The sequence below is a fragment of the Pirellulales bacterium genome, assembly GCA_019694455.1.
Lineage (GTDB): Bacteria > Planctomycetota > Planctomycetia > Pirellulales > JAEUIK01 > JAIBBY01.
On the sequence record JAIBBY010000009.1, the window covers coordinates 1 to 16,733 of the forward strand.

The window sequence follows — 16,733 nt, forward strand, 5'->3', positions numbered from 1 at the left end:
TCGATCGCACCGGCTCGGTGCAAGCGCTGCGCGACAGCGAAGCGCGGATGCGGGCGGTCGTTGAGAACATGCCGTTCATGATGTGCGCGCTGGCGCAGGTGCCCGATTTTTCGCAAGCGCGGCCGCAGTTGGATTTTGTAGTCTGGAATCCCGAATGCGAACGTGTCAGCGGTTACAGCGCCACGGAGATCGTGGGCAATCCGCGCGCTCAAGAACTGATCTCACCCAGCGCCGAACATCATCAGTCGGCGGTGCGCGAGTGGGAGACTTTGGGCAACTACTTTCGCGATCAGGCGTGGCCGCTGCGCACCAAGGACGGCACGGTGCGGACGGTGGCATGGTCGAATCTTTCGGGGCGTTTTCCCATCCCCGGCTGGGGCAGTTGGGGCGTGGGCGTCGATGTCACCGAGCAAGTGGAGGCCCATGCCGCGCTTGAACGCGCTCACACCGAGTTGGAGCAGCGCGTCGCCACGCGAACGGCCGAACTGGTATCCGCCAACAAACGGCTGCGGCAGGAGATTGGCGCGCGGCAATTAGTGGAAGATCAATTGCTGCAACAAACGCGCATCTTGCGCGCGATCTTGGATAGCATCGGCGATGGGGTGGCAGTGGCGGACGCTGCGGGTCAGTTTCTACTTTTCAACAAGGCCGCAGAGCGCATTTTGGGAAATGGCGCCGTCGACGCGCCTCCGCAGGATTGGCCGAGTATTTACGGGCTGTACATGCCCGACAAGACTACTCCCTATCCACACACGCAATTGCCGCTGGTGCGCGCGATCCGCGGTGAATCGACCGTGGATGTGCCGTTGTATTTAGACCGGGTCGGCGGACCCAGCGGCGTTTGGTTGAGCATCAGCGGCTGCCCACTCAAGGACGAGACGGGAAAGCTGCGTGGCGGCGTGGCAGTTTTTCGCGACATCACCGAGCGGCGACTGGCGCACGAGCAGCTTCAGGCGGAGCAGCGGCTCTTACAACAGATGCTCTTGGCCCATGAGCGCGACCGCCAACTTTTGGCCTACGAAATCCACGATGGCTTCGTGCAAGACGTGACCGGCGCGCGTCTGCACCTGGAAGCATATTATCAGCAGCGCGAGCGCAACCCGGCGCGCGCCGATGAGGAATTTCAGCGCGTGCTGCGGTTGCTCCGCACCACCATCGACGACGCGCGCCGCGCCATTAGCGGCTTGCGGCCCCCGATTCTCGACGAGCAAGGGATCGTGGCGGCGATCGAATACCTGATCAACGAGCAGGTCGGCGCCGGGCCGCTACAGGTCGACTTTCGCCATCGCATCGACGCCAAGCACATGAATTCGCTGCTCGAAGGGACGATTTATCGCATGGTCCAGGAAGCCTTGAACAACATTCGCCGGCACTCCGGCGCCGAGCGAGCCGAAGTGACTCTGACTCAGGAGGGACATCGCCTTTCTTTGGAAGTGCGCGATTATGGCGCCGGTTTCGACGCTAGCCAGGTCGTCGAGAACCGCTTTGGACTGGAAGGCATCCGCGAGCGCGCACGGCTGTTGCGCGGCAAAGCGCGGGTGGAAAGCGTGCCCGGCAAGGGAACGCGCGTGTTCGTTGAGCTTCCGGTCACCTATCCGCTTCGCCAGGGGATCAGAAAGACAGACGCATGACGACGCGCGTGATGATCGTTGACGACCACGAAGTGGTGCGATCGGGTCTGAAAGCCTTGCTGATCGACAAGGACATCGTTGTCGTGGGCGAAGCCGCCAGTGGCAACGAGGCCGTGCGCCTCGCGCGCGAGCTACAGCCCCAGGTGGTGTTAATGGACGTGCGCATGGAAGACGGCGATGGGCTGACGGCGCTCGCTGAGCTACATAAGCATCAGCCAGAAACCGCCGTGCTGATCTTGTCGACCTATGACAACCCCACCTACATCGCGCGCGCCGTGTCGCTGGGCGCGCACGGCTATTTGCTCAAGGGCTCAAGCGGCGACGACATTGTGGCGGCCATTCGCCGCGCCGCTGCGGGAGACTCGCTGTGGTCGCGTGAAGATTTGCGCCGCGTGTCGGGCTCTTTGCCCAACCACGAGCCGGATGTCGAGGTAGCGCTCACCAAGCGCGAGTCCGAAGTGCTGCGCCAGATCGCGCTGGGGCTGACAAACAAGGAAATCGCCCAAGCGCTGCGCATCAGTTACGAAACGGTCAAGGAGCATGTACAACATGTGCTCCGCAAGATCGGAGTTTCGGATCGCACGCAAGCGGCCGTATGGGCTGTTCGCCGCGGTCTCGTCTAGCGCGACTGCGAGGTATTGCCTTTGCCGCTGCCGACCGACATTCGCCTGTGTAGCGCGGCGGCGACGACCGAGCGCATCGCCTATCGCGCTCCGATCAAATTTGGCGGACGCGTGGTGACCGACGCGCTGCTGCTGAACGTCGAGGTCGAAGTGGAGACGCGCGCCGGCCAACGCGGCCTAGGGCGTGGCTCGATGCCGCTGGGCAACGTGTGGGCTTGGCCGTCCAAGTTAGTCGCCACCGACCAGACACTGGCGGCGATGGAGGCCTTTGGGCGGCGCTGCGTCGCCGCGGCCAACGACCATCGACAGACGGGCCATCCGCTGGAACTGTGCCAAGCGCTGGCGCTGCAACATGGCGCGCAGGCGCGGGGGGTGGCGGCCGAAATGGCGCTCGCCGAGCCAATGCCACGACTCGCGCAGCTTGTGGCCGCCAGTCCGTTGGAGGCGGCCATTCACGACGCTTTTGGCCGCGCGTTGCGACAAAACGCCTTCGACCTGCTCGGTCGCGAATATGTCGGACCCGATCTGACTGCGTTTCTCGATGACGACTTTCACGACGAGTGGCTGGACCAGTACACACTGCGGCAACCGAAGCCACGGATGCCGCTCTATCACCTGGTGGGCGCGCTCGATCCATTGACCACCGCCGACATCGAGCGCCCGATTGGCGACGGCCTGCCCGAGACGCTGGGCGACTGGATCGCGGCCGATGGTCTGACACACCTTAAGATCAAGCTCGCCGGCGACGACTTGGAGTGGGATGTCGATCGCGTGTGCCGGGTCGAGGCGGCGGCAATGGTCGTGCAAGCGAAGCGGGGATGCGACCAGTGGAATTACTCGGTCGACTTCAATGAAAAGTGCGACAGCGTCGAGTACGTGCTCGAATTTCTAGCGCAAGTGGATGCTCGATCGCCAGACGCCTACCGGCGCATTCAATACATCGAACAGCCCACGCATCGCGACTTGCGCGCGAACCCCGCCAATCGAATGCACGCGGCCGCCCGGCTCAAGCCGGTCGTCATCGACGAATCGTTGGTCGATCTCGACAGTCTGCACGCCGCTCGCGAGATGGGCTACTCGGGCGTGGCGCTCAAGGCGTGCAAGGGACATTCCGAAGCGCTCCTGATGGGAGCGGCCGCTCAGAAATACGGTCTGTTCTTGTGCGTGCAAGATCTGACCTGTCCCGGCGCCTCGTTCTTACATTCGGCGGCGCTGGCGGCGCGAATCCCCACCGTCAGCGCCATCGAAGGCAATGGCCGGCAATACTGCCCGGCCGGAAATCGCGGCTGGGAAGATCGCTATCCCGCCATGTTCCAGATCACAGACGGCACGGTGGGCACGGCGGCGCTGACTGGGCCCGGTCTGGGCTTCTAGCGCAAAAAAAATCAAAGCGGGCCCCGAGCGTTTCGACTCGGAGCCCGCACAAAGGGTCAGGTTGTCGGAACAAATCGTGTTAGGATTCGTCGCCGGGTTTGAGCACCACGAAGAACTGGTTGCCCTGCGGATCGCGCACCAACAGCAGTACGCCTTCGTCGACCGACGCGGCCTCGATCGCCTTCTCGAAATCAGCGCGGTTGCTGACCGCCGTCTTGCCCACGCGGCGAATCAACATTCCTTCGCGAACTCCTTTGTCGGCGGCCACGCTGCCTTCATCGACGCTGGTGACTAGCGCGCCGGTCATGTCCTTATAGCCAAGTTTCTCGGCTTCCTCGGCGCCCAGATCGCTCACGCCAACGCCTAATTTTGAATTAGCGTAAGTCTTCTTCGGCTCCGCGGACGGACTACCATGCTCCTCCTGCGCGACCATGTCCTTGGGCATCCGCTTGACGGTGACGTTGAGCTTCACCGGTTCGCCATTGCGGAGCACGGTCACTTCTTGCTGGCTGTCGAACGGCGCGCGTTCGACCAAAGCTTGCAAGTCGTGCGGATCGCTCACCTTTTTGCCCGCGAAGGCGGTGATGATGTCTCCGGTCTCAAAGCCCGCATCCGCGGCGGGAGTGCCGGGAATCACGTCGGCGACCAGGACGCCGATGCCGCGTTCGACGCCAAATTGCGCGGCCAACTCACGATTGACCTCGCCAATCTTGACGCCGAGGTAGGCGCGATCGACGGAGCCTTTCTCGATGAGCTGCTTGGTCACCCATTTGGCGGTGTTGACCGGTATGGCGAATCCGATGCCTTGGTAGCCGCCGCTGTTCGAGGCAATGGCGGTGTTGATGCCGACCACTTCGCCATCAAGGTTCAACAGCGGTCCGCCGGAGTTGCCCGGGTTGATCGCCGCGTCGGTTTGCAAGAACTGAGCGCGCCGCACCGAGGCCAGCTCGCGCCCGGTGCCGCTGATGATGCCGGCGCTCACGGTGGTGTCGAGCTCAAAGGGGCTGCCGACCGCGATGACCCAGTCGCCGATCTCCAGCGCGTCGGAATCGCCCAACTTGGCGGCGGGCAGCGTGCCCGCGCCGCTAATCCGCACAACCGCGAGATCGGTGTCGGGGTCGGTCTTGACATCGGTGGCCTTGAACTCGCGACCGTCGTTCAGTTCGACGGTGACTTCGTCGGCGTCTTCGACCACGTGATTATTGGTCAGAATGATGCCCGATTTGTCGATGATGACGCCCGAGCCAACGCCGCTGCGGCGCGGCTGTTGGAACTGGCGCCGCATGTCTTCGTTGTTGAAGAAGTCTTCAAAGGGGGTGCCTTTGAAGGGGTTCTCGCCGCTTTGCGAGGTCATTTGCTGCGGCTTGCTGGTCACGCGAATGGTGACCACGGTGGGGATGGCGACGTGCGCGGCATCGCGAAAGGCGCGCGACAAGGCGTTGGCCTGCGACACGTCTTGCGGTTTGGCGCCGGCGGTTTCATCGGCAGTCGTCCAACGCCATGCTCCCCCGGCGACCAGGGTGGCTGCCAGCAAGATGGCCGGCAGTCCAAAGCGATTGTTGCGAACGAAACTCATGTGCGAATGCTCCTTCCGAGAAGTAAACGTGATGAGCCGCGTCCGACTGCGCCGTTGGCGCCTTTCCGTGGCCGCGACCTAAGATTACAAGTCCCTCGAATACTGCTACGACGCGTTGGGGGACTGTGTTCACTAGACAGACAGTGCGGGTGGGGCACATTTTCTTGCATGGCAAAATTAACACAATCGCAACTGGCGCCGGCAAATACTTGCACCGCTCGCGTTGATTGACAAAAGTGGTATGCTGCAATAGCTTTACAGCCGCAAAAAACGTGCCGCTCATCCCTACCCAAGGCCCTGCCCATGACCCGGGCGCTCGACCCCACGGAACCGGCTCCCGGGCTGACGACTGAATTTGACCGCTGCGAAAAACGCATTGCCTATGAGTTTCGCAGTCGGTCGCTGTTGCGATCGGCGCTGACGCATGCCTCTGGCGCGCAGCATCGCCTGGCCAGCAACGAACGGCTGGAGTTTTTGGGCGACGCCATTTTGGGCGCGGTGGTGTGCGAAATGCTCTTTCGCCGCTATCCCGAGCACCTGGAAGGGGAACTGACCAAGATCAAGTCGGTGGTGGTCAGCCGGCAGACGTGCGCCAAGATCAGCCAGGCGCTGGGTCTGGAAGAGTTCTTGATCATTGGCAAAGGGATGACGTCGCACGCCACGCTGCCGTCGTCGCTACTGGCCGACGTGTTCGAGTCGCTGGTGGCGGCGATCTACCTGGACGGCGGAGACGCCGCGGCGCGCGAGTTTATCGAACGGCATGTGACGCCAGAAATCGAAGCGGCGGCTGGCGGCGATCACGGCGGCAACTACAAGTCGATGTTGCAGCAAATCGCCCAGCGAGACTACGGCATGACGCCCACCTACCAGTTGCTGGACGAAAAGGGGCCGGATCATAGCAAGTGCTTCAAGATCTCGGCCCAGATCGGTCGCAATCGCTACCATCCCGCCTGGGGACGTAACAAGAAGGAGGCCGAGCAACGGGCCGCGCTTAACGCCTTGTCGGAACTGGCGGGCGACCCGGTGCCGTTTCCCTCTGATTGACGTCGCACGGCGTCACTTCTTCAAATGCTGGTCGAAGAAGTCCAGCGCTTCTTCTTGGGTGCGAACAATTTGCTCGCCGCCCCATCCGTGACCAACGCCAAACAGCAACTCCGCGCGTCCCGGCACACCCGCCTTGGTGAGCGCGGTCACCATGTCGAACGCCTGCTCAAAAGGCACAAGAATGTCTTTGGTGCCCTGGAAAATCAAAGTCGGCGCGTCGCCTTCGTTGACATAAGTGACTGGCGAAGCGCGTTTGTAGGCTTCCGCCTTTTCCTCGCGCGAGCCCCCCAAGAACTGCTCGACGATTGGCGTCGACTGCGCGGGATAGGGCACGTTGAAGTTGGTGGGACCGAAATAGGCCACTACCGCCTGCACCTTGCTCGATTGGTCTGGCGAGCCGCCGCTCCCCTCCAGTCCGTCGGCCGAATCCATCGTGCCGAGCATCATCGACAAGTGCGCTCCCGCCGAGTAACCGATGGCGCCGATGCGCTCGGGATTGAGCGACAACTCCTTGGCATTGGCGCGCAGGTAGCGAATCGCGCATTTCACATCTTCCACCTGCGCTGGAAAGATGTGCGCCGGGGCAAAGCGATAGCCGACACTGGCCGAGATATATCCACGTTGGGCCGCTGCTTGGATCTCGTCGAGATGCCCGTCTTTGTTGCCGGCGCGCCAACCGCCGCCGTGAATGTAGACGATGACTGGCAGCGTAGAGTCAATCTTCTTCGGCCGGGCAAGATGCAGGGTGAGCTCCTCGTCTCCCGCCTTGCCGTAGACGACGTTCTTGCGAAGTTCGACGTCGGCCGGCGGCTCATCGGCCAGCGCGGCGACAAGGGGTTGAAACGCGACCGAGGCTAAAACACACAACGCGCCAAAAATCGATGGAATACGCATGGAGTGCAACTCTGTCAAAGTTTGAATGTCACACGGACCGTCGGTAACTGACCGAGAGTGTATATCCGCCGCCTGGCCAATGCACGCGGCAGCAAGGGAAATTGAATTGCCGACTGACCGCTGACGGGCGCTAGTCCGCCACGCGCGGCATGCCATGTTGGGCGCTGCCTAGCACCGTGCAGGAGCGATGCCGGCGGGCCAACCGGGCCACGTCTTGCGCTTCGTCCACCCGCGCCAACCCCAGGCGCTCCACTAGCGCCTCATCGAGATGGCTGAGCAAGTACACCTGAGCACGCGCCGCCGCCTTGGCCAACTGAATCGCGGGCACTAGATCGTCGGGGCGCTGCTTCTTGATCTCCGCCAGGGCCGCGCGCCGATCTTCTATTTCAGCCAACATCTGGATCGCCAGCCCAGGATCGCCAGCCAAGTCCGACACAATGGCGATGGCGCCTTCGTCGACCACCGCCCGATTTGCGGCGGCCAGCGCGCGCCCGATGTTTTCCCAAGTCTGTTCGGGGGCGCCGCCATCCACGGCCGCCACCACCAGACTGGCCCGCCGTTCGATTGGCCAATCCCAGATTTCCAGCGACAACTCGCGCGCTCGACGGCAAACGCTCTCATAGCTTCCGGCCAAGACCGCGGCGATGCCCGCATCGGCGCCCGGCGCCACCTGGATCGCGAACAGGAGGCCAAGCAACCAGGCGACCTCGTTGGCTTCGCTGCGGGCTCGCGCGGCCACCTCGGAGTCGGCATCTCGGAGCAATGGGTTGCGATATCGTTTTTGGGTTTCTTGGTTCGAGAAGGTGGGATACAGGCCGCCGCCATAGGCGCCATCGGCGGGGCCGCTTTGCGCGGCCGCGATCGGAATGACCAGATCGGCGTCGCACAACGCGCGGTTGAGGTAGATCGGCCGCGCGTCGGCCGTGGCCGCCAGATAGGCCAGCGAACTCCGATCATTCGGGTCGTGAATCAACGACTGAACCGCGCCGCGGACCTCTGGGGGCAGTTCCGCACACGGATCCTCCGCCCCCCGCTGCACATTGGCCGGACTGCGCAGCACGACAATCGAGTCGGCGGAGACGCCGCACCGTAGCAACAAGTCGACAATGGGACGCACGAGCGCGGCGGCGCGCGGCACACCGCCGCCAATCGCGATGGTCACCATATCGCCAGGCGTGACCGCTTGGTCCAGCGAAGGAAATTCGAGCGGGCTGGCCAGTGCTAGCAACGTCTCGGCGCCAGGATCGGGCAGATTTGCGACGCGGGGCTGGGAATAGTCAGCCACGAGCGCGGTGTCGTCGATTTCCAGGCCCAGCGAGGCGCCATTTCCGTATCGCAAGTCCAACTGCATGCCAAGTGCCAACTGGTTCGTCCAAAAGCAAAGGCGGGCAACACCATAGGCTGGGTCGCCCGCCACAGGCGGCCATCATATCGGGGTGCGAATCGGGGGGTCAAGAATCGAGCTTTACGTCGAACAAAGGGGCGAGAATAATGCCGCCGCCTTTTCAGGCGCGCCAGCGCCCATGTCAGTTTATCGCAAGGAAGTGAGTATGAATCGCGGCTCGGTCGTCATTCTTTGGCATTGGTTGTTAGGAACCGTCGCGGCCGCGGCGATTTTGCCTTGGGTGGCGGGCTGCTCCGACAGCGCGACTCCCGCGCCCCACGCTAGCGCCAAGCTATCGGCCGATCAGGTGCTGGCCGACATGACGATGGCGTATCAGAGCGCCAAGACATATGCCGACTCTGGCGAGCTGCATCTCAAATTCACCATGGGCGAAGAGCAACAAGTCGACGAGCGCGTCGACTTTTCCGTGGCGCTGGCGCGGCCCAATAAGCTGCGTCTGCATTGTTACAACGTGATTGCGGTTTGCGACGGCGACAAACTGCGCGCCACGGTGGCCGATCTCGATAAGCAAGTGCTGGAGGCGGCGGCGCCGGAGACCATGACGCTCGAAGCGCTGTATGCCGACGAGGCGTTGCGGCAAGGACTGACACAGCAGATTGCCGGCAGTTCTCCGCAGTTGGCGCTGTTGCTGACCAGCGACTTTTTGAAGTCAGTGACCGAGGGGGCCAAGCCCGCGCGACGACTCGACAGCGCCACGATCGAAGACGAGTTGTGCGACCGGATACAGATCGATCGGCCTGATGGCGAGCTGCTGTTTTGGATCGGTCAGAACACGCGCGTGCTGCGGCGGATCGAGTTTCCGACGCTGGAGCTAAAGAAACACTTGGAATCTCAGATGGGTGGCCCCATTAGCGGGCTGCAACTTTGGGCCGACCTCAAAGGCGCCAAGCTCGACACCAAGATCGAGGACGTGGCGTTTCGATTCGAGACACCGGCCGACGCCAAGCTGGTGGCGCAGTTCGATCTGCGACCGCTAATGCCGGCGCCGCCACAGCCCTCGAAGTTGCTGGGCGAAAAAGTTGGCGACTTCGAGTTCAAGCGGCTCGACGGCACGCCCGTCACGCGCGAGTCGCTGGCCGGCAAGGTGGCGATTGTCGACTTCTGGGCCACCTGGTGCGGGCCGTGTTTGGAGAATCTGCCACACCTGCAGGAGGTGTACGAGAAGTACAAGGACGACGATCGCGTGGAGTTTGTCGCGGTGAGTCTCGATCAGACCGAGGTCACGCCGCAAACCATCGAAGAGACCTTTGCCAAGGCGGGGCTCGAGATTCCGATTGCGCGCGACCTGGACCAGACGGCGGCCAAGACCTTTCAGGTCGAGGGAATCCCGAATCTGTTCATCCTGGGACCCGACGGAACAATTCAGGACAACGAGTTGGGCATGAATCCTGAGTTGGCCAAGGAGTTGCCCGCTCGTGTCGACAAGCTGCTGGCCGGGACCGACATTCATCCCGACGCGCTGGCCCGCTATGAAAGGCGCAAATCGCAATACGAAGCAGAGCTAAGCGCCCCCGCGCCAACTGGTGAATCGACGCCACAAATCAAGGCGCAGATCGCCTCTCGCTCTGAGCCAAGCACTTTGACGCTGACGCAACTTTGGAACAACACCGAGCTCAAGCAGCCCGGCAATGTGTGGCCCGCCACCACGCCCGAGGGCGCCACGGAGTTGTTGGTGAACGAGGGCTGGCGCGGCGTCGCCCGGCTCGATGCGCAAGGCGGGCTGGTCGAGCGCAAGGAACTGCCGACGCCGGAAATGACCGTGGTCAGTTATCTGCGCGTAGCGCAACTGCCCGATGGCGCGCGCCGCTATGTCGGCTCGGCCAGCGCGCAAAAGCAAATGCACCTGTTCGATGAGACATTTAGCAAGCTGCTCACACATCCGGCCGGCACAGACGCCGAAGTGGCCGACGTGGCATTCACCGATCTCGACGCCGATCAAACGCCGGAGCTGGCCATCGGCTATTGGGGAACGCGGGGTGTGGAACTGCTCGAATTATCGGGAACCAGTCGCTGGACCGCTGGCGAGATGGAAAATGTCTATCGCGTCACACCGGCCGTGCTGGCCGCCGGGTCGGCGGCCAAGCTGCTAGCGGCCCATGGTCGCGGCACACTGGCGGTGATTGACCTCAACGGCAAGCTGGAAAAAGAGATCGCCGTCGACAAACGCTTTTTACGCGCGGTGTACGCGGCCGATTTGGATGGCGATGGCGCCAGCGAACTATGCGCCTTGTCGCCAGTCGACGAAGGCCGCGACGTGCTCGTGGGTTTTGACTCCGAAGGCAAGGAGCTTTGGAGTTACGATCTGCCGGCGGGCTTGCACGAGCAACCGATCGAGAACGTGACTTGGGGACCACTGGTCGAGAATCGCGCACAATGGGTGGTGGCCGCCGCCGACAGTTCGATTCATATTCTGGATCGCGACGGCAGGCTGGTCGATCGCTTTCATCATGGCGCGCAACTCACCGGGCTGGCGGTGGCGCGCATCGACGATGCGCCAGCCCTGATCGTGTCGAGCATCGACGGCGTATCGGCGTGGCGCGTCGGCGGCAAGACCACCGAGGCGGCGGGTCCGACTTTGGAGTAGTTGAGAGCGACGCCCTTCAACTCGTCGTCGAGCGCACAGCCAAACTTGCTGTAGAGTTATTGCGGCAAACAGTTTCCGCAACGCGCACATTGCGCGATGTCGCAGCGGTCCATGGTCTTAAGCATCCCTGCTAACTGGGGATGCGCATGGCAACTTGCCTCCGCGGGCCAACGCATCTAGACTATGGGAAAGAATCATTAGATATCTAAGCATCGGCGCGAGGGGGCCGAATTCGATGCTGCAGTACGACTTTGAAGAGAGTGTCGGCTACTGGGTGGCGATGACCGCCCATGCCATGCACCGCGCGCTGAATGAAGAGTTGGCGCCACACGGCATTACGCACCGCCAATGGCAAGTACTGGCGTGGCTCTCGTTGGAAGGCCCGCTGCCGCAATCGGAACTTGCCGATCGCATGGACATTGAACCCGCCACGCTGGTCAGTGTCTTAGCGCGCATGGAGCGCGACGGAATCATCGGCCGGCGCACCTGCCCCGAAGATCGCCGCAAGCGGGTGGTCTATCCCAAGCCCAAGGCAAAGTCCGTTTGGGAACAAGGTGTGAACTGCGCGCGCCGCGTGCGCGAACGGGCCACACGCGGCTTTGCGCCCGCGGATCGCGAGCGCCTGAAGCGGCTGTTGTCCGACGTGCTCGACAACATGCGCGCGCCGCAACGAATCGAAACAGAGGTCGCTTAGATGGCGGCCAAAGGAAGTAGGGATATGCGAGTTATTCACAGAACACGGCAATTCACGGTTGGCGCCGTGGCGCTGCTGGTGTTGGGGTTCGCCACGCCGGCCTGGTCCCAGCCGCCGGGCCCGGTGAACGTGGCCGTTTCGCAAGCAGTCGAGCAGCAAGTGGCCAGCGGCAAGAGCTTTGTCGCCACCGTGGCGCCTTTGCGCAAGAGCACCGTGGGCAGCGCCGTCGATGGCCGAGTACTCGATTTCATGGTCAATGAGGGGGACCGCGTCGCCAAGAATCAACCCCTGTGCCAGGTGCGCACCAAGACGTACGAGATTCAACTGCAAGCAGCCAAGGCGACGTTGGCTTTTCGCCAGCAAGAGCTGGCCGAACTGAAGAACGGCTCCCGACCCGAGGAAGTGGCACAGGCCAAGGCGCGAATGCTCGGCGCCGAATCGCAGGTGGGCTACACTCGATCGCGAGCCGATCGCACCAAGCAGCTTTTTGATCGCCACGCCACCAGCCAGGAAGAGCTCGACATCGCCACTTCGGCGGCGATCAAGGCGCAACAAGACTTTCTCGAGGCCCAGGCCGCCTACGAGATGGCGGTCACTGGACCGCGCCCCGAGGAAATCGCGCAGGCCGAAGCGCAGGTCTTGGTCGCCGAGGAAGAAACCCATCGCCTGGAGGACATTCTTGAGCGGCACACGATCGTGGCGCCGTTCGACGGGTACATCATCAAAGAGAACACCGAAGTCGGCCAATGGCTGAAGTCGGGCGATCCCGTGGTCGACATCGTCGAACTGGACAAGGTCGATGTCGAAGCGCTGGTGCTGGAGGACTATATCCAGCAGATACAGATCGGCGCGCCGGCGCGGGTGGAGATCGGCGCCATTCCGAATGAAACCTTCACTGGCGAGGTGGCGGTGATCGTGGCGCAGGCCGATGTGCGCTCGCGGACCTTTCCGGTGCGCGTGCGACTGGAGAACCGCATTGTCGCGGGGGCCCCGGTGCTCAAGAGCGGCATGTTCGCGCGTGTGACGCTGCCGGTCGGGCAGCCCACCGTGGCCACGCTGGTGCCCAAAGACGCCGTGGTGCTGGGTGGACCGCAAGCATTGGTCTATGTGATCGACGCCGCGGCCGGCGCCAAGCAAGGCAAAGTGCGCACCGTGCCGGTCGAGATCGGCGTGGCCAGCGGCGGCCTGATTCAGGTGACTGGCGACGTGCGGCCCGGACAAACGGTGGTGGTCGAAGGCAACGAGCGCTTGCGCCCGCAGCAAGAGGTGGCGATCGTGCGCACAATTTCCGCCGCCGAGCTACAGAAGCGAATTACTGTATCCGACGAGTCTCGCGTCACCGACCCCCGCAAGGTCGGCGGCGTGATCGATCAAACCCAGCCACTGCGATCGCCCAACGGCGGTGGCGCTTCGGGACGATAGGGACAGCCATGCAATTGATCGAGTCCTTCGTCGAGAATCCGGTCAAGGTGTCGGTCGCCGTGATTCTGCTCTGCCTGTTCGGCGTGATCGCCTTGGCGCGAATGCCGATGCAGTTGGTGCCGGAAGTGCAGATTCCCACGCTGAGCGTGGAGACGCGTTGGCCCGGCGCCAGCCCGCAGGAGGTGGAGCGCGAGATCATTCAGGAGCAGGAAGAGCAGCTTCAGAGCGTCGAAGGGGTCAGCAAGATGACCTCGCAGAGCATGGACTCGTTTGGGCAGATCACGATGGAGTTCGAGATCGGCACTGATATGCGCGAGGCGCTGCTGCTGGTCAACACGCGACTCAATCAGGTCGAAGAGTATCCGGAGAACGCCGATCGCGCCGTCATCAGCACATCGGACTCTTCGGACCGGCCGATCGCCTGGTTTGTGCTCAGCACGCGGCCGCCCGAACGCGAGACGCTCGATCGCTTCATGGCCGCACATCCGAATTTGGCCGCGGAGGTGAAGCGGATTCGCGACACCGACAATCCGGGCAAGGCGATGTTCCGCCTCAAACGGCTGGTCAAGCAACATCCCGAGGCCAAGGAGTTATTGCCTGCCCTAGTCGACGTGACCAAGGAGCGGCGGTTTGCCAAAGACTTCATCGAGGCTCGACTGGAGCGCGTGGGCGGCGTCTCCAATGCCGAAGTGATGGCCGGGCGCGAAGAAGAGTTGCAGGTTGTGGTCGATCCCGAACGGCTGGCGGCCCGCCAACTGACCATCATGGATGTGCGATTGGCGCTGCGCGGCCAAAATAAAGACACCTCGGGCGGCGACTTCTGGGAAGGCAAACGCCGCTATGTGGTGCGCACGCTAGGGCAGTTTCGCGCGCCGGAGCAGGTGGCCAATGTGATCATCGCCCGCCGCGACGGCGCGCCGGTCTACGTGCGCGATGTGGCGGAGATCCGCCTGGGACACAAGAAGCCCGATGGAATGTCGCGGCGGTTTGGCGACTCGGTGATCAACCTCAACGCGCGGCGGCGCAACAACGCCAACGTGCTGGACGTGATGGCGGGCATTCGCGAGGCGACCGTCGAGCTGAACGACGGCATTTTGAAGCAGCGCGGCATGCAGCTCACGCAGGTCTATGACGAGACCGAATACATTTACTCGTCGATGGATATGGTCAAAGAGAACATCGTCGAGGGATCGGTGCTCACGATGATCGTGCTGCTGCTCTTTTTGCGCAGCTTTCGGTCGGCTTTGGTCATCTTTCTGGCGATCGGGGTCAGCACGATCGGCATGTTTTTGGCGCTCAGCCTCATGGGCAGATCGCTGAACGTGCTGAGCATGGCGGGCATCGCGTTCGCGGTGGGCATGCTGGTCGACAACTTCATTGTGGTGTTGGAGAACGTGTATCGGCACTACCAGCAGGGAGATACCGCCGCCGCGGCGACAGTGCGCGGAACCAAGGAAGTATGGGGCGCCGTCGTGGCCTCGTCGTTGGCCAACCTGGCGGTGTTCTTGCCAGTGCTGTTTGTGCGTGACGAGGCGGGGCAACTGTTTCGCGATATCGCGCTAGCTGTGAGCGCGGCGCTTTGCTTCTCGCTGCTCGTGGCGCTGGTGATGGTGCCGACCGCGGCGGCAATCATCCTGCGCCATTCGCACGCGCCGGAAGAAGCGCCGCTGCGATCGACTGGCCGGCGCTCATTCTGGCGCCGTCGCCAGGACGAATTGGCCAGCTTGGGGCATCTGATCACGCGCCCCCTCGATCGATTTGGCGTCTGGTTCGTCAATACGGTGGTCGGCGCCAATGTGTGGCTGCAGCGATCCACGTTGCGGCAACTGGTGGTGGCCGGCGGCATGGTCGGCGTCTCGGTGTTCTTGAGTTGGCTACTCATGCCGAAAATCGATTACCTGCCGTCGGGCAACCGCAATTTGGTGATCGCCATCATCCTGCCGCCGCCGGGGTACAACCTCGATCAACTGGCGCGGATCGGCGAGATCGTCGAAAATCGGCTGCAACCTTATTGGGACGTTGACCCGGGCACGCCCGAGGCCGCCAAACTCAAATATCCCGTCATCTCCGACATGTTTTACGTCGCGCGGGGCCGGTCGCTGTTCATGGGCGTGCGCTCCGACGACGCGCTGCGTGCGGGCGAATTGGTGAATCTGCTCAAGGAGATGGGGCGCGACATACCAGGCACGATCTTGATCGCCAAGCAAACCAGCCTGTTCGAGCGTGGCTTGAGCGGCGGCCGTACCGTGGATGTGGAAATCACCGGCCCGGAGATCGAAAAGCTCGTGGGTCTCGGCGGCCGCGTGATGCGCGACGTGATGCAACTGATTCCGGAAGCGCAGGCCCTGCCGGAGCCAAGCCTCGATCTCTCCAGTCCCGAAATGCACATCACTCCCAAATGGCAACAGGCGGCCGATATGGGCGTGAACGCCACCGACCTGGGCTACACGGTCGACGCGCTGGTCGATGGCGCCTATGCCAGCGACTATTTTGTGGGAGGGGACAAGATCGACTTATCGATCATCGGACAAGAACAGTTCGTCACGCGCACGCAGGACTTGTGGGGACTGTCGATCGCCACGCCCAATGGCGAATTGGTGCCGTTGGCCGCCGTGGCCGACGTGGAGCTGTCGAGCGGCCCCGAGCAGATCAACCATCGCGAGCGGATGCGCGCCATCACCATTCAGGTTTCGCCCCCCGCCAGCATGCCGCTGGAAGAAGCGATGAACGTGATCAGCACCAAGATTGTCGATCCGATTGTCCGCTCAGGCGAACTGGGCGGGGCCTACCAGATCAACTTTTCCGGCACCGCAGACAAGCTGAACACCACCTGGCAATCGATGCGCTGGAATCTGCTCTTGGCGTTCATCATCACCTATCTGGTGATGTCGGCCTTGTTTGAGTCTTGGTTGTATCCGTTCATCATCATCTTGAGCGTGCCGCTCGGCGCCGTTGGTGGTTTCTTCGGTCTGTGGCTGTTGAATCAATCGGTGCTGCAACCGCTCGACGTGCTCACCATGCTCGGTTTCATCATCTTGATTGGCACGGTGGTCAACAATCCGATCTTGATTGTCGAGCAAGCGCTCAACCACATGCGCGACGACGGGATGGACCCGCACGCCGCGGTGATCGAAAGCGTGCGCACGCGCATTCGACCGATCTTCATGACCGCGTCCATCGGCCTCTTCGGACTGCTGCCATTGTGCGGATTCGATCCCTTTGGCCTCATCACGCATGGCACCATGTTCGTGTTTGGCGCCGGCAGCGAGCTGTATCGCGGGCTCGGCGCGGTGCTGCTCGGGGGCCTGGTGTTCTCGACCGTATTCACCTTGATTTTTGTGCCCACGATCTTCAGCCTCGTGTTTTCGATCCGCGATTTGCTCGCGGGCGGCCGGCGGCGACCCGCAGAGGCGCCGCGCGTCACGGTCGTGCCCGAACCGCATCGCGTCGGCGCCCTGGCCGAGGTCCACTAACAGCCCGCTTAAT

At 62.5% G+C, this 16,733-nt stretch carries 11 protein-coding genes; 8 read left to right on the forward strand and 3 right to left on the reverse strand.

Translation table 11 applies throughout. The annotated features are described in order from the left end of the window. The 3 genes from K1X71_05545 to K1X71_05555 form a co-directional block, all read left to right on the forward strand. The coding region (locus K1X71_05545; protein MBX7072591.1) for a PAS domain S-box protein at window positions 1-1,631 on the forward strand (1,631 nt) is incomplete at its 5' end. Continuing rightward, window positions 1,628-2,254 carry a response regulator transcription factor gene (locus K1X71_05550; protein ID MBX7072592.1) on the forward strand — a complete coding sequence of 209 codons (627 nt, stop codon included), beginning with the start codon at window positions 1,628-1,630 and terminating at the stop codon, window positions 2,252-2,254. The genes K1X71_05545 and K1X71_05550, both read left to right, overlap by 4 nt. A 21-nt stretch (window positions 2,255-2,275) precedes the next feature. Beyond that, entirely contained in the window at window positions 2,276-3,628 is a 1,353-nt protein-coding gene (locus tag K1X71_05555; GenBank protein MBX7072593.1) for a hypothetical protein, read from the forward strand. Between the two features lie 79 nt (window positions 3,629-3,707). Here the strand turns inward: K1X71_05555 and K1X71_05560 are convergent, their stop codons facing one another. Further along, the gene (locus tag K1X71_05560) at window positions 3,708-5,204 is read right to left on the reverse strand and encodes a Do family serine endopeptidase (GenBank protein ID MBX7072594.1); all 1,497 of its coding nucleotides are present in this window, start codon (window positions 5,202-5,204) and stop codon (window positions 3,708-3,710) included. 303 nt (window positions 5,205-5,507) lie between these two features. On the opposite strand from K1X71_05560, the gene rnc reads away from it, so the two are divergent. After that, window positions 5,508-6,248 carry a ribonuclease III gene (rnc, locus tag K1X71_05565; protein MBX7072595.1) on the forward strand — a complete coding sequence of 247 codons (741 nt, stop codon included), beginning with the start codon at window positions 5,508-5,510 and terminating at the stop codon, window positions 6,246-6,248. A 12-nt stretch (window positions 6,249-6,260) separates the two neighbouring features. On the opposite strand, the gene K1X71_05570 is transcribed toward rnc, so the two are convergent. Both K1X71_05570 and K1X71_05575 read right to left on the reverse strand, forming a co-directional pair. Next, window positions 6,261-7,142 carry an alpha/beta hydrolase gene (locus K1X71_05570; protein ID MBX7072596.1) on the reverse strand — a complete coding sequence of 294 codons (882 nt, stop codon included), beginning with the start codon at window positions 7,140-7,142 and terminating at the stop codon, window positions 6,261-6,263. Window positions 7,143-7,272: 130 nt separating this feature from the next. Continuing rightward, entirely contained in the window at window positions 7,273-8,493 is a 1,221-nt protein-coding gene (locus K1X71_05575; protein ID MBX7072597.1) for a lactate racemase domain-containing protein, read from the reverse strand. Between the two features lie 199 nt (window positions 8,494-8,692). On the opposite strand from K1X71_05575, the gene K1X71_05580 reads away from it, so the two are divergent. The 4 genes from K1X71_05580 (at window position 8,693) to K1X71_05595 (ending at window position 16,720) form a co-directional block, all read left to right on the forward strand. After that, entirely contained in the window at window positions 8,693-11,131 is a 2,439-nt protein-coding gene (locus K1X71_05580; protein MBX7072598.1) for a redoxin domain-containing protein, read from the forward strand. 235 nt (window positions 11,132-11,366) lie between these two features. Continuing rightward, on the forward strand, window positions 11,367-11,825 hold the full coding sequence (locus tag K1X71_05585) for a MarR family transcriptional regulator (GenBank protein ID MBX7072599.1): 459 nt from the start codon (window positions 11,367-11,369) through the stop codon (window positions 11,823-11,825). A gap of 24 nt (window positions 11,826-11,849) precedes the next feature. Next, window positions 11,850-13,247 (forward strand): efflux RND transporter periplasmic adaptor subunit, encoded by a 1,398-nt coding sequence (locus K1X71_05590; GenBank protein ID MBX7072600.1) that lies wholly within the window; start codon window positions 11,850-11,852, stop codon window positions 13,245-13,247. Between the two features lie 8 nt (window positions 13,248-13,255). Then, window positions 13,256-16,720 carry an efflux RND transporter permease subunit gene (locus K1X71_05595; GenBank protein MBX7072601.1) on the forward strand — a complete coding sequence of 1,155 codons (3,465 nt, stop codon included), beginning with the start codon at window positions 13,256-13,258 and terminating at the stop codon, window positions 16,718-16,720. Window positions 16,721-16,733 lie beyond the last annotated feature (13 nt).